General features: G+C 47.7%; 7 protein-coding genes, 3 tRNA genes and 3 rRNA genes. 9 read left to right on the forward strand and 4 right to left on the reverse strand.

What is annotated here, in order from left to right:
* Window positions 1–91: 91 nt before the first annotated feature.
* The 9 genes from ubiD to VEA_RS02515 all read left to right on the forward strand — a co-directional run bounded on the left by ubiD (window position 92) and on the right by VEA_RS02515 (window position 8,768).
* Window positions 92–1,945, forward strand: coding sequence for a 4-hydroxy-3-polyprenylbenzoate decarboxylase (gene ubiD, locus VEA_RS02475; RefSeq protein ID WP_012841283.1), 1,854 nt, complete (start codon window positions 92–94; stop codon window positions 1,943–1,945).
* Window positions 1,942–2,211, forward strand: a complete 270-nt coding sequence (locus tag VEA_RS02480; protein ID WP_012841284.1) for a 2Fe-2S iron-sulfur cluster-binding protein — start codon at window positions 1,942–1,944, stop codon at window positions 2,209–2,211. Before ubiD ends, VEA_RS02480 begins: the two co-directional genes overlap by 4 nt.
* Before the next feature lie 14 nt (window positions 2,212–2,225).
* Entirely contained in the window at window positions 2,226–2,939 is a 714-nt protein-coding gene (gene fre / locus VEA_RS02485; protein ID WP_005398442.1) for an NAD(P)H-flavin reductase, read from the forward strand.
* Window positions 2,940–3,425: 486 nt separating this feature from the next.
* Window positions 3,426–4,978, forward strand: a 16S ribosomal RNA gene (locus tag VEA_RS02490).
* Window positions 4,979–5,045: 67 nt separating this feature from the next.
* Window positions 5,046–5,122 (forward strand) — tRNA-Ile (locus tag VEA_RS02495).
* 45 nt (window positions 5,123–5,167) lie between these two features.
* Window positions 5,168–5,243: transfer RNA gene (locus VEA_RS02500), tRNA-Ala, on the forward strand.
* A 264-nt stretch (window positions 5,244–5,507) separates the two neighbouring features.
* Window positions 5,508–8,397 (forward strand): 23S ribosomal RNA (locus VEA_RS02505).
* A gap of 93 nt (window positions 8,398–8,490) precedes the next feature.
* Window positions 8,491–8,607: ribosomal RNA gene (gene rrf / locus VEA_RS02510) — 5S ribosomal RNA — on the forward strand.
* Together the 16S, 23S and 5S rRNA genes with 3 tRNA genes alongside form the textbook arrangement of a ribosomal RNA operon.
* A 70-nt stretch (window positions 8,608–8,677) precedes the next feature.
* A tRNA-Ser gene (locus VEA_RS02515) sits at window positions 8,678–8,768 on the forward strand.
* A gap of 728 nt (window positions 8,769–9,496) precedes the next feature.
* Here the strand turns inward: VEA_RS02515 and VEA_RS02520 are convergent.
* Genes VEA_RS02520 through hemC form a run of 4 tightly spaced genes read right to left on the reverse strand, consistent with a single transcriptional unit; the run spans window position 9,497 to window position 13,576 of the window.
* Window positions 9,497–10,678, reverse strand: a complete 1,182-nt coding sequence (locus VEA_RS02520) for a heme biosynthesis protein HemY (RefSeq protein WP_005393852.1) — start codon at window positions 10,676–10,678, stop codon at window positions 9,497–9,499.
* Window positions 10,678–11,889, reverse strand: coding sequence for a uroporphyrinogen-III C-methyltransferase (locus VEA_RS02525; protein ID WP_012841285.1), 1,212 nt, complete (start codon window positions 11,887–11,889; stop codon window positions 10,678–10,680). Before VEA_RS02525 ends, VEA_RS02520 begins: the two co-directional genes overlap by 1 nt.
* Before the next feature lie 17 nt (window positions 11,890–11,906).
* The gene (locus VEA_RS02530; RefSeq protein ID WP_006743004.1) at window positions 11,907–12,635 is read right to left on the reverse strand and encodes a uroporphyrinogen-III synthase; all 729 of its coding nucleotides are present in this window, start codon (window positions 12,633–12,635) and stop codon (window positions 11,907–11,909) included.
* 2 nt (window positions 12,636–12,637) lie between these two features.
* On the reverse strand, window positions 12,638–13,576 hold the full coding sequence (gene hemC / locus VEA_RS02535; RefSeq protein WP_006743005.1) for a hydroxymethylbilane synthase: 939 nt from the start codon (window positions 13,574–13,576) through the stop codon (window positions 12,638–12,640).
* Between the last annotated feature and the right edge of the window lie 248 nt (window positions 13,577–13,824).

Raw genomic sequence — 13,824 nt, forward strand, 5'->3', positions numbered from 1 at the left:
CTGGCTCACATACCCACACAAAATAGGAGGATCTTAGCGTCCTCCTATTTGTTATACTGCGGACAGTTTAATCAGCCAGTCATGAAGGCCTATGAGTTTTAAGGATTTACGCGAATTTATCGACCACCTAGAACAGAAAGGTCGACTTAAACGCATTGCTCACCCTGTCGATCCCGCTTACGAAATGACAGAAATCAGTGACCGCACCTTGCGTGCTGGTGGCCCTGCTTTGTTATTCGAGAATCCGATCGGCTACAACGTCCCCGTTCTGACCAACCTATTTGGTACACCAGAGCGTGTCGCGATTGGTATGGGACGTGAAGACGTTAAAGAATTAAGAGAAGTCGGTAAGCTGCTGGCTTATTTGAAAGAACCTGAGCCACCAAAAGGCTTCAAAGACGCATTGGAAAAATTGCCAGTGTTCAAGCAAGTATTGAACATGCCAGCCAAGCGCTTAAGAAAAGCATCGTGCCAAGAGATTGTGTGGCAAGGTGATGAAGTCGACTTGGACAAAATCCCGGTAATGAGTTGCTGGGCGGAAGACGTTGCACCACTGCTTACGTGGGGCTTAACCGTGACCAAAGGTCCAAACAAGAAACGTCAGAACCTAGGCATTTATCGTCAGCAGAAAATTGCCAAGAACAAAATCATCATGCGTTGGTTAGCTCACCGTGGTGGTGCGCTTGACCTACGTGATTGGATGGAAACCAATCCAGGTAAACCTTTTCCGGTTTCGGTTGCGTTTGGCGCAGACCCTGCAACCATTCTTGGCGCAGTAACACCAGTGCCAGATACGCTATCGGAGTACGCGTTTGCAGGTTTGCTGCGTGGAAGCAAAACTGAAGTCGTTAAGTCAGTCAGCAATGATCTGGAAGTGCCAGCAAGCGCGGAAATCGTCATGGAAGGCTATATCGACCCGAACGAGTTTGCTGATGAAGGTCCTTATGGTGATCACACGGGCTACTACAACGAAAAAGAAAAGCATCACGTGTTTACCATTACGCACATTACTATGCGTAAAGACCCAATCTATCACAGTACCTACACAGGTCGTCCGCCAGATGAACCTGCTGTATTGGGGGTGGCATTAAACGAAGTGTTTGTGCCGATTCTGCAAAAGCAGTTCCCAGAAATTGAAGACTTCTATCTACCGCCTGAAGGTTGTTCGTACCGAATGGCAGTCGTCACCATGAAGAAGCAGTACCCAGGTCATGCCAAGCGCGTAATGATGGGGGTGTGGTCTTTCTTACGTCAATTCATGTACACCAAGTTTGTTATTGTGTGCGATGAATCGGTAAACGCGCGAGATTGGAATGATGTCGTTAAAGCCATGTCAGAGCATATGGATCCTGTACGTGATACCTTGATGATAGACAACACGCCAATCGACTCGCTCGACTTTGCTTCGCCAGTGGTTGGGCTTGGCTCTAAGATGGGCTTGGATGCGACCATTAAATGGGATGCCGAGCTGGCGACACGAACCAAGGTTACCGAGCGTGACAATAAAGCGATTACCGAAGCGGATCTGGATGCATTAAAACAGCAATGTCCTGAGATTGTTGACGTCTATCTACCAGCTGCAGCAAACAACCAATTTGCTGTCGTGACTATGAAGAAAGACCAAGCTGGTCAATCTCAAGAATTGATGGAATATTTATGGGGATTCTTTTCTCAGTACGCGGATAACAAATTCATTATCTTGTGCGACGATGACGTCAATGCACGAGATTGGAATGACATCATTTGGGCTGTAACAACTCGAATGGACCCAGATAGAGACACAACTCAAGTGCGTGGTAATACTGAGAGTTCATCCAAATTAGGATTGGATGCGACCAACAAGTTCGAATCTGAAGTCACGCGCGAGTGGGGTACGCCTATCAAAAAAGATCCTAAACTTGTGGCTAAAGTCGATGAGATTTGGGACCAGTTAGGTATTCTATGAGTCATCAAGTCCACCTTCTACCAATGGACGTTACGTTTCCAGTAAAAGAAGGGGAGACGGTGTTGGAAGCTGCGCTCAACAACAATATTCGCTTCCCACACCGTTGCCAAGTTGGCGCTTGCGCCATGTGCATGTGTAAAAAGCTAACGGGCGAGGTGAATTACCACCTCGAACCGATGCTAACCGAAAAAGAGCAACAGCAAGGTTGGATATTCCCTTGTCAAGCCTATACAGAAAGTAATTTAGTGCTTACTTTTGATGAGTAAGCGAGAGGAACACCATGACCATCCAATGTAAAGTAAAGTCTATTCAGCCGTTAGCTTGTAATACTTACCAAATCCTTCTTCACCCAGAATCACCAGTGCCTTTTAAAGCGGGTCAGTACCTAATGGTAGTGATGGGTGAAAAAGACAAACGTCCTTTCTCTATCGCGAGCAGCCCTTGCCGTCATGAAGGTGAACTTGAACTGCATATCGGTGCGGCGGAACACAACGCTTACGCTCAAGAAGTTGTCGAAGCAATGCAAGCGGCGCTTGAAACTGATGGTCAGATTGAAATTGATGCCCCGCATGGTGATGCTTGGGTTCAAGAAGAAAGTGAACGTCCACTATTATTAATTGCTGGTGGTACAGGTTTTAGTTACGTGCGCTCGATTCTGGATCACTGCGTAGCGCAGAACAAAACCAACCCTATCTATCTATATTGGGGCGCGCGCGATAACTGCCAACTTTATGCAAAAGAAGAACTGGTCGAGATCGCTGATAAGTTTACTAACGTTCACTTTGTTCCAGTAGTAGAAGAAGCACCTGCTGATTGGCAAGGTAAGGTTGGTAACGTGCTACAAGCGGTGAGTGAAGATTTCGAAAGCTTAGAAAACTACGATATCTATATTGCAGGTCGCTTCGAAATGGCTGGTGCAGCACGTGAACAGTTCACTCAGAACAAGAAAGCGAAGAGCGAACGTATGTTCGCAGACGCGTACGCATTCATTTAAATACGGCTTATGAGGCAAAAAAAGAGGGTTTTTTACCCTCTTTTTTGCTTTTTTGATGAAATAGTCATCGAACAGTCAGTTTTTTCCATTTTTTTCCAAAAAAGGGTTGCGAACGGATCTGAGTTCCCTATAATGCGCATCCACCGACACGGCAGACGCGATAAGGCTTCAGCAGGGTCGGAGAGGTAAAAAGCTTCTACGAAAATAAAATTGAAAAAGTGTTTGACACTGTCAATTAAATCGCTAGAATGCACCTCCGCTTTGAGAGAAAAGCTTCTCGCAAAGCAAGCTCTTTAACAATATAGACCTATCAATCTGTGTGGGCACTCGTTGATGATAATCCAATTAGAAATTTCTCTTAATAAAGAGCGGTTTCAAATTAGGTTTCAATGAAACGAAGTGACCATTGAATCTTCGGATTCAGCACAGTCAATTCAAACATTACTTTATGTAATGTTCAGTATTCATTGAGCCGAACAAAATCTTAAATTGAAGAGTTTGATCATGGCTCAGATTGAACGCTGGCGGCAGGCCTAACACATGCAAGTCGAGCGGAAACGAGTTATCTGAACCTTCGGGGAACGATAACGGCGTCGAGCGGCGGACGGGTGAGTAATGCCTAGGAAATTGCCCTGATGTGGGGGATAACCATTGGAAACGATGGCTAATACCGCATGATGCCTACGGGCCAAAGAGGGGGACCTTCGGGCCTCTCGCGTCAGGATATGCCTAGGTGGGATTAGCTAGTTGGTGAGGTAAGGGCTCACCAAGGCGACGATCCCTAGCTGGTCTGAGAGGATGATCAGCCACACTGGAACTGAGACACGGTCCAGACTCCTACGGGAGGCAGCAGTGGGGAATATTGCACAATGGGCGCAAGCCTGATGCAGCCATGCCGCGTGTGTGAAGAAGGCCTTCGGGTTGTAAAGCACTTTCAGTCGTGAGGAAGGTAGTGTAGTTAATAGCTGCATTATTTGACGTTAGCGACAGAAGAAGCACCGGCTAACTCCGTGCCAGCAGCCGCGGTAATACGGAGGGTGCGAGCGTTAATCGGAATTACTGGGCGTAAAGCGCATGCAGGTGGTTTGTTAAGTCAGATGTGAAAGCCCGGGGCTCAACCTCGGAATAGCATTTGAAACTGGCAGACTAGAGTACTGTAGAGGGGGGTAGAATTTCAGGTGTAGCGGTGAAATGCGTAGAGATCTGAAGGAATACCGGTGGCGAAGGCGGCCCCCTGGACAGATACTGACACTCAGATGCGAAAGCGTGGGGAGCAAACAGGATTAGATACCCTGGTAGTCCACGCCGTAAACGATGTCTACTTGGAGGTTGTGGCCTTGAGCCGTGGCTTTCGGAGCTAACGCGTTAAGTAGACCGCCTGGGGAGTACGGTCGCAAGATTAAAACTCAAATGAATTGACGGGGGCCCGCACAAGCGGTGGAGCATGTGGTTTAATTCGATGCAACGCGAAGAACCTTACCTACTCTTGACATCCAGAGAACTTTCCAGAGATGGATTGGTGCCTTCGGGAACTCTGAGACAGGTGCTGCATGGCTGTCGTCAGCTCGTGTTGTGAAATGTTGGGTTAAGTCCCGCAACGAGCGCAACCCTTATCCTTGTTTGCCAGCGAGTAATGTCGGGAACTCCAGGGAGACTGCCGGTGATAAACCGGAGGAAGGTGGGGACGACGTCAAGTCATCATGGCCCTTACGAGTAGGGCTACACACGTGCTACAATGGCGCATACAGAGGGCAGCCAACTTGCGAAAGTGAGCGAATCCCAAAAAGTGCGTCGTAGTCCGGATTGGAGTCTGCAACTCGACTCCATGAAGTCGGAATCGCTAGTAATCGTGGATCAGAATGCCACGGTGAATACGTTCCCGGGCCTTGTACACACCGCCCGTCACACCATGGGAGTGGGCTGCAAAAGAAGTAGGTAGTTTAACCTTCGGGGGGACGCTTACCACTTTGTGGTTCATGACTGGGGTGAAGTCGTAACAAGGTAGCGCTAGGGGAACCTGGCGCTGGATCACCTCCTTATACGATGATTATTGCGATGAGTGTTCACACAGATTGATACGGTTTATGAAGTTTAAAAGACGATACTGGGTCTGTAGCTCAGGTGGTTAGAGCGTTCGCCTGATAAGCGAGAGGTCGGTGGTTCGAGTCCACTCAGACCCACCAATTTCCTTCCCAAGGAATTGGCATACAGTATCGACACACCTTGATGGGGCTATAGCTCAGCTGGGAGAGCGCCTGCCTTGCACGCAGGAGGTCTGCGGTTCGATCCCGCATAGCTCCACCATCTTTAAATGTTCTTGAAAAAGAATCTTTAAAAATGGTTTTCATCAGAAAATCTAGCTCTTTAACAATTTGGAAAGCTGACAAAACAACAATTTATTGTTGTTTGTAAAGTTCTCAAAGTATTCATTTATGAATACAACTAAAAACACATTCAAGTGTTCTTGGAATTTGAGTCCGGCAAAATCGAAATGTCTCTCGCTCATTCAAATAATGAGAGACAACTTTGGTGATTTGAACATCAACTCGAAACTCCTTCGGGTTGTATGGTTAAGTGACTAAGCGTACACGGTGGATGCCTTGGCAGTCAGAGGCGATGAAGGACGTATTAACTTGCGATAAGCCCAGATTAGGTAGTAAAAACCACTTGAGTCTGGGATTTCCGAATGGGGAAACCCACTTACATAAGTAAGTATCGTTATGTGAATACATAGCATAACGAGGCGAACCGGGGGAACTGAAACATCTAAGTACCCCGAGGAAAAGAAATCAACCGAGATTCCGAAAGTAGCGGCGAGCGAAATTGGACTAGCCCTTAAGCTTTATACGCGTTAGGTGAACAAGCTGGAAAGCTTGGCGATACAGGGTGATAGCCCCGTAACTGACGACGCATATTCAGTAAAATCGAGTAGGGCGGGACACGTGATATCCTGTCTGAATATGGGGGGACCATCCTCCAAGGCTAAATACTACTGACTGACCGATAGTGAACCAGTACCGTGAGGGAAAGGCGAAAAGAACCCCTGTGAGGGGAGTGAAATAGAACCTGAAACCGTGTACGTACAAGCAGTAGGAGCAGGCTTTGTCCTGTGACTGCGTACCTTTTGTATAATGGGTCAGCGACTTATATTCAGTGGCAAGGTTAACCATCTAGGGGAGCCGTAGGGAAACCGAGTCTTAACTGGGCGTTCAGTCTCTGGATATAGACCCGAAACCAGGTGATCTAGCCATGGGCAGGTTGAAGGTTGAGTAACATCAACTGGAGGACCGAACCGACTAATGTTGAAAAATTAGCGGATGACTTGTGGCTAGGGGTGAAAGGCCAATCAAACCTGGAGATAGCTGGTTCTCCCCGAAAGCTATTTAGGTAGCGCCTCGGACGAATACTACTGGGGGTAGAGCACTGTTAAGGCTAGGGGGTCATCCCGACTTACCAACCCTTTGCAAACTCCGAATACCAGTAAGTACTATCCGGGAGACACACGGCGGGTGCTAACGTCCGTCGTGGAGAGGGAAACAACCCAGACCGCCAGCTAAGGTCCCAAATTACTACTAAGTGGGAAACGATGTGGGAAGGCTCAGACAGCCAGGATGTTGGCTTAGAAGCAGCCATCATTTAAAGAAAGCGTAATAGCTCACTGGTCGAGTCGGCCTGCGCGGAAGATGTAACGGGGCTAAGTAGTAAACCGAAGCTGCGGCAATACTCTTTGAGTATTGGGTAGGGGAGCGTTCTGTAAGCGGTTGAAGGTGTGTGGTAACGCATGCTGGACGTATCAGAAGTGCGAATGCTGACATGAGTAACGATAAAGGGGGTGAAAAACCTCCTCGCCGGAAGACCAAGGGTTCCTGTCCAACGTTAATCGGGGCAGGGTAAGTCGACCCCTAAGGCGAGGCCGAAAGGCGTAGTCGATGGGAAACGGGTTAATATTCCCGTACTTCTTACAATTGCGATGGGGGGACGGAGAAGGCTAGGTGGGCCTGGCGACGGTTGTCCAGGTTCAAGTGCGTAGGCTGAGAAATTAGGTAAATCCGGTTTCTCTTAAGGCTGAGACACGACGTCGAGCATCTACGGATGTGAAGTCATTGATGCCATGCTTCCAGGAAAAGCCTCTAAGCTTCAGATTGTAAGGAATCGTACCCCAAACCGACACAGGTGGTCGGGTAGAGAATACCAAGGCGCTTGAGAGAACTCGGGTGAAGGAACTAGGCAAAATGGTACCGTAACTTCGGGAGAAGGTACGCTCTCGACGGTGAAGTCCCTTGCGGATGGAGCTATTGAGAGTCGCAGATACCAGGTGGCTGCAACTGTTTATTAAAAACACAGCACTGTGCAAAATCGTAAGATGACGTATACGGTGTGACGCCTGCCCGGTGCCGGAAGGTTAATTGATGGGGTTAGACTTCGGTCGAAGCTCTTGATCGAAGCCCCGGTAAACGGCGGCCGTAACTATAACGGTCCTAAGGTAGCGAAATTCCTTGTCGGGTAAGTTCCGACCTGCACGAATGGCGTAATGATGGCCACGCTGTCTCCACCCGAGACTCAGTGAAATTGAAATCGCTGTGAAGATGCAGTGTACCCGCGGCTAGACGGAAAGACCCCGTGAACCTTTACTACAGCTTGGCACTGAACATTGACCCTACATGTGTAGGATAGGTGGGAGGCTTTGAAGCGCAGTCGCTAGATTGCGTGGAGCCGTCCTTGAAATACCACCCTTGTAGTGTTGATGTTCTAACGTCGACCCCTTATCGGGGTTGCGGACAGTGCCTGGTGGGTAGTTTGACTGGGGCGGTCTCCTCCCAAAGCGTAACGGAGGAGCACGAAGGTGGGCTAATCACGGTTGGACATCGTGAGGTTAGTGCAATGGCATAAGCCCGCTTGACTGCGAGAATGACAATTCGAGCAGGTGCGAAAGCAGGTCATAGTGATCCGGTGGTTCTGAATGGAAGGGCCATCGCTCAACGGATAAAAGGTACTCCGGGGATAACAGGCTGATACCGCCCAAGAGTTCATATCGACGGCGGTGTTTGGCACCTCGATGTCGGCTCATCACATCCTGGGGCTGAAGTCGGTCCCAAGGGTATGGCTGTTCGCCATTTAAAGTGGTACGCGAGCTGGGTTTAGAACGTCGTGAGACAGTTCGGTCCCTATCTGCCGTGGGCGTTGGAGAATTGAAAGGGGCTGCTCCTAGTACGAGAGGACCGGAGTGGACGAACCTCTGGTGTTCGGGTTGTGTCGCCAGACGCATTGCCCGGTAGCTAAGTTCGGGATCGATAACCGCTGAAAGCATCTAAGCGGGAAGCGAGCCTTGAGATGAGTTCTCCCTGATACTTTAAGTATCCTAAAGGGTTGTCGTAGACTACGACGTTGATAGGCAGGGTGTGTAAGCGTTGTGAGGCGTTGAGCTAACCTGTACTAATTGCCCGTGAGGCTTAACCATACAACACCCAAGGGGTTTTGATGGACTCAATGAAAGAACGTTGAATGTGTAAGAACGAGAATTAAGAAACAGCTTTCCGAATTAAAGAATTTGCTTGGCGACCATAGCGTTTTGGACCCACCTGATTTCCATGCCGAACTCAGAAGTGAAACGAAATAGCGCCGATGGTAGTGTGGGGCTTCCCCATGTGAGAGTAGGACATCGCCAGGCTTTAAATATCGTTATTTGCATAGACAAGTAACAACATCATCAGTGTACTAATCTGTTGATGACAATTTGTGGAGAGATGGCTGAGTGGTTGAAAGCACCGGTCTTGAAAACCGGCATACGTTAATAGCGTATCTAGGGTTCAAATCCCTATCTCTCCGCCACTATTCAGAAGCCTCGCTAGAAATAGCGAGGCTTTCTTCGTTTCTGACGCTTGGAAATTCGTTAGGGACTGGGATCCATCCCTTAGTTGATCGTATCCCCGGACTAGGTATCCCAGCACTATGTCACTTGAGAAGCCTTGCTTTAAGCGCGTTCTCGCTATCCACGGGTTGTGCAGCAACAGAAGTTCATAACTTTATCTTCTAACGAGAGCCATCAAGTCTGAGTATTGGCATTCCTACCTCTAAGGGTGAAGTGTTTCTGTTAACAAGGGACGTGCCTTTACTCTATATTACGTGCGTTAGCGCTCTTAGTGTTACCTAGTGGCTCTTCGCTATCTTGCCCTGGTTGGTACAATAAATACGCTCTAAGTATTGTATAGGACAGTCCTCACTAAAGAGAATGGAGAGTATCGGAGCTTATGTACCTATTTTGCTTCCTACACTATTTCAAGTTATCTGCATTTTGCTAGTAGAGTTCCTTCCTAGAAACTTATATTTGGTTGTTCGCCTTGAAGAAAGTGAGCAAGCTATTTTTTAGAGGCTTTTAGTGAGCTTAATGGAGTGCTGCTGGGAACGAACTAAAGAAGCTTTGCTGGGGCCTCCTAATGAAGTTCAGGCGATTGCAGGGCATTAGCTCTAGTGGATATTGCAGGTTTGTGGAGTGTTGATAAATGACAGGCAATAAAAAAGCCGACAGTAAACTGCCGGCTTGGTTAAATGACCGCTACTTAGTCGTTCTGGACGAGCGTGAGAGCTTTACGAGAGACTTCGTGAGCGGCTTTAGTTAGATTCTGCTTCTCTAGTGTATCTGCTAGGAATGCATAATCAGAGACGTCAGAGCGAAGCTTTAAGGCGATCTCAAAGTGGTCTTGGGCTTCTTGCCACTTCTCTTGACGGAAATAGAAGTGCGCTAATGCGCTATGCGCAGCGGCGTTATCTGGCTCTTTCTTCACTACTCCCTCTAAGAAAACCACGACAGGGTGGATATCTGGCAGGTTTAGATCTGGCAGTAGTTGATAAAGCTCAGGAGCCGGTTGCTTTTTCAATGCTTCTTTTAGCACAGTAAAGGCTTCAGCATCTGCTTTCCGGGCTATCAACTCACGAGCAAAACAGGCGACTAGGTGTGTGTCTTGTTTTACTTTGCGTGCAAGGCCATTCCAATGAGAAATAAGCCCTTCGCTACCTTGCTGCTGTGCCACTTCATGGAGTAAGCCGCATTGCGCCTTTTGAATCAGCTCTGCGTGTTCTTCTTCCGTGATGAGTTTTGCTTTGGTGAGTTGTGGCAAGAGGTCAATAAGAGGTTGCCACAATTTTAGCTGCATGTACGTTGTTTTCAGCAAGTTCAATACAATCGAATTACTCGCATACTGACCTTTTAACGATTGCAAAGTATCGAAAGCAGCCTCGAACTCGTTATCGCGAATAAACTGTTTAGCACGAGTTAGCTCTACTGCGAGATGAGCATTCTCTTGCTGGCTTGCTAGCTCTAGGTAGTGATCACGTTTTGCTTTATCACCTTGACCTTGTGCAGCTTCAGACGCAACTAAGTAACAAAGTAGTGGCATGTCGTGATGATTCGCCCAACGAGTCACTTTTTTCTCGGCACCTTTCCAGTCTCCTTCTAGGAGTTTAATAATGCCTTCATTGGTGTATCGACGGGAATGGCGCATTTTGCGCACGCTGAAGTAGTTCCATGTTGTAGAACTTGCGTAAACTAGCTTTTTAATTAGGTACTCAAGTAGAAAAAGGCCTGCGAGTGCTGCGATAACGAATACGACCAATGTCGTTACGCTCATCTCGATCGTTTTCTCAGCGATGGAGATGAGTACATAGCCTTGCTGACCAGAAAATTGAGTGCCAACAAATAGTCCTGCACCTAGTACAACAAATAGGAAAATAAGACGAAACATTACTTATCCTCCATACCTGTCATCGTTGTGACTTCGCGACGTAGGCGCTCACGGATGACATCTGATAGTTGAGACTGACTTTGCAGTTTCGTTGGGTATTCCACTTGTATGTTTTGCTGGCTTAACTGGTTAACAGTTTTGTTGAACTCTTTAACGGAATTATCGTCTTGGTTGAAGAAAGCTAATGCCCATTTGTCGGCCGTTTTTAGAGACGTGGTGTAAATTTCACCTTGCTCTTGGTACACCGCTTTTATTGCGGTCTCCAATTTGGCTTTGATGTTTTCTTTTAGGTAAAAGTGTTGCTCAGGAGAAAGCAGTGGAATGACGTTACCATCGCGCGTGCGGAAGGTAATGAAGTTTTCTGAAAAGTCCTTCAGAGAGGTCATTAAGTTATCTTGCCAGTTTGCAATATCTTCCGACACTTCAGTGTTCTCTACGGCTTCTGCTTCTGGGAGTAGTGCATTGGCGAGAGGTAGCTTGTCTACTTGCTGTTGCAGAGCAGTTAAGCGTAGTACCAATCCATCACGGTCAATCAGCGGGATAGTACGAAGTTTGGTGATATCGTTCGCCATTGCTTTACGTAGTTTGACGAGGCTAGGGTCATTCAGTGCGGCAATGCGTTGATCAGCACTTTCCATTAGTTGAGTGGCGCTTTCTACGTCATGCTCTAAGAACAGTTTACGACCTGCTAATTTGACGAGGTAATCGGCTTCAGCAAGTAGCCAGTCGTTTGGTCGACGACCTTTCACATCGGCAACGGCGAGCTGTAAGCTTTCAATGCTCTTCTGTTGCTGTCCAAGTACCACTTCCGCTTTGTGTGTCACGGTCGTTGCTTTCTCGATGGTTTCTTCTTGTACCCGGCTGAGCTCTTGCTTCATGGAAGCTTGAGTGCTTTCTAGCTGACTTTTTAGTTGGGCGATCTGCGCTTGGTAATCGGCTTGCTGCTGATGTAGCTTGTATGCGAGGCCACCGCCAAAAATAATCGATAAGATGATAGCGACTGTGCCTAGTTTAACTCCGCGCTTGCCTTGTTTTTCTTCAAATTCGACTTTGGCTGGCTCGGCTGTTTTTGGGGGCTCGGCCACTTTTGGCTGTTCTTTTTTAGGGGCCGCATCCTGCTGCGATGTGCTTTTTTCGGCTAGCGGTGCCGATGAGGTTTCTTCGGAAAGGTTTTTATCGTTATTTTTTTGGTCGTTATTTTTACTTGTCATGCCTATATCCTGTGTAGCTAGGGCTGGAGAGCCGCCAGTAATTCTTGGTTGGATGCGCTTCCCGTGCATCTCACCCGAGTGAACCCCCTTTGAAGTGCGATGTCAGCGATACGCTGACTGGGGATATACAACTCTTGTTGATTAAGCCAAGTCAATTGCTCTGACGTCAATTGGCTGCACAAATAATCCAGTTGCTCACCACTGGTGACGATGATCTGGTCAATTTGTAGGGTTTTCCATAGTGAGACACAGCTTACTGGATCGAATGGGATGAATTCTCTCTTGTAAGTCTCACTATAGTGAACTTTTGCGCCACGTCTCACCAATGCATCTTTGATCAGCTCTCTTCCGCCGTTACCACGAAGGATAAGAACTTGTTGTTGGGCCACATTGTTGAGCTCTGGCAGTCGCAATAAGTGTTCACTATCACTGACTTGGGGATAGTGTACTTTCTGTTGGGTACATTTGCTTAAATAGTGTGCTGTTTTTTGACCAACGGCAAGGTAAATGGCTTGTTTCGGCCATGACATCCCGTTGCTGGCTAAGATTTGCTGTGCACATTGCACTGCATGTCGACTAACAGCGATAACAATTTGAGCTTGATGTAGATGTTTAGAGAGGTGCGTGTCCGTGAGATCGGCGACAATGTCGATCAGAGGATGGTGATATGCGGAAATGCCGTGCCTTTCGAGCAGAGAGCAAAGCGCGTTGCCTTGCTCTCCCGGCCGAGTGACCAACACTGCCATGGTTATTCGTGATCTGCGTACAGCTTAGTTAGGATTTCACGAGCGCCGTTATCTAGCAGCTCATTGGCTAGCTGCACTCCTAATGCTTCGCCATCTTTACGATGGCCACGAATTTCACCACGAACAATTTCGCTGCCATCTGGTTCGCCAACTAATGCGCGTAGCCAAATGTTGTCGCCGTCTAGCAGGGCATAGCTGCCGATAGGTACCTGACAGCCGCCTTCTAGCGTCAGGTTCATTGCGCGCTCACACAAAACGCGGTCTACGGTGTCTTGGTGGTTAAGTGGCTCTAGTAGCTTAAGCAGTCTTTCATCGTCAAGGCGGCACTCGATACCGACGGCCCCTTGGCCAACCGCAGGTAATGATTGCTCTGGCTCGATAAAGCTACGAATACGCTCTTCAAGCTTCAATCGTTTAAGGCCTGCCGCAGCAAGAATGATCGCATCGTATTCACCCGCATCTAGTTTACCAAGGCGAGTGCCCACATTACCGCGAAGCTCTTTAATGATGATATCTGGACGATATTCTTTCAGTTGGCATTGACGGCGCAAACTGCAAGTACCAACCACTGCACCTTGAGGGAGTTCATCAATGTTGCTATAGGTATTGGAAACGAAAGCATCACGAGGGTCTTCACGTTCACAAATGGTCACGAGGCCAAGACCTTCCGGGAAATCGACGGGCACGTCCTTCATTGAGTGAACGGCAAGGTCTGCACGGCCTTCTAGCATTGCGACTTCAAGCTCTTTTACGAATAAGCCTTTGCCGCCAACTTTTGCTAGCGGTGTATCTAAAATCACGTCACCTTTGGTCACCATAGTTACTAACTCGACTTCCAAACCAGGGTGAGCTGCTTGAAGGGCGTCTTTGACAAAGTAAGCTTGCCATAAAGCAAGAGGGCTTTTTCGAGTTGCAATGCGAATAGGTGTGGATTGTGTCATGATCTTCTCAATGCTGTTTGGATTTGGGTTTATCCTACCATTCTCATCAAGAAATGCTTACTGTTAGTTCGTTATCTCTGAGAGCTATGAATGGAATTACATGACGTTATGAAAATAGTGTGACTGGATTCTCAATTAGACTAAGGACTATTATTAGTAATAGGTAATAAGAGCGACACTACCGCGCGATTAATTTTGTGACTAAAGTATGGTTTTGCATCCTGAGTGGTGCGTGGGCGTGAAACTTT

Source organism: Vibrio antiquarius, assembly GCF_000024825.1.
Taxonomy (GTDB): Bacteria; Pseudomonadota; Gammaproteobacteria; order Enterobacterales; family Vibrionaceae; genus Vibrio; species Vibrio diabolicus.

Bases quoted from the DNA above. Each gene is read 5' to 3' on its own strand.
- ubiD (WP_012841283.1), top strand. From the start codon at position 92: ATGAGTTTTAAGGATTTACGCGAATTTATCGACCACCTAGAACAGAAA.
- VEA_RS02480 (WP_012841284.1), top strand. From the start codon at position 1,942: ATGAGTCATCAAGTCCACCTTCTACCAATGGACGTTACGTTTCCAGTA.
- fre (WP_005398442.1), top strand. From the start codon at position 2,226: ATGACCATCCAATGTAAAGTAAAGTCTATTCAGCCGTTAGCTTGTAAT.
- VEA_RS02520 (WP_005393852.1), bottom strand. From the start codon at position 10,678: ATGTTTCGTCTTATTTTCCTATTTGTTGTACTAGGTGCAGGACTATTT.
- VEA_RS02525 (WP_012841285.1), bottom strand. From the start codon at position 11,889: ATGACAAGTAAAAATAACGACCAAAAAAATAACGATAAAAACCTTTCC.
- VEA_RS02530 (WP_006743004.1), bottom strand. From the start codon at position 12,635: ATGGCAGTGTTGGTCACTCGGCCGGGAGAGCAAGGCAACGCGCTTTGC.
- hemC (WP_006743005.1), bottom strand. From the start codon at position 13,576: ATGACACAATCCACACCTATTCGCATTGCAACTCGAAAAAGCCCTCTT.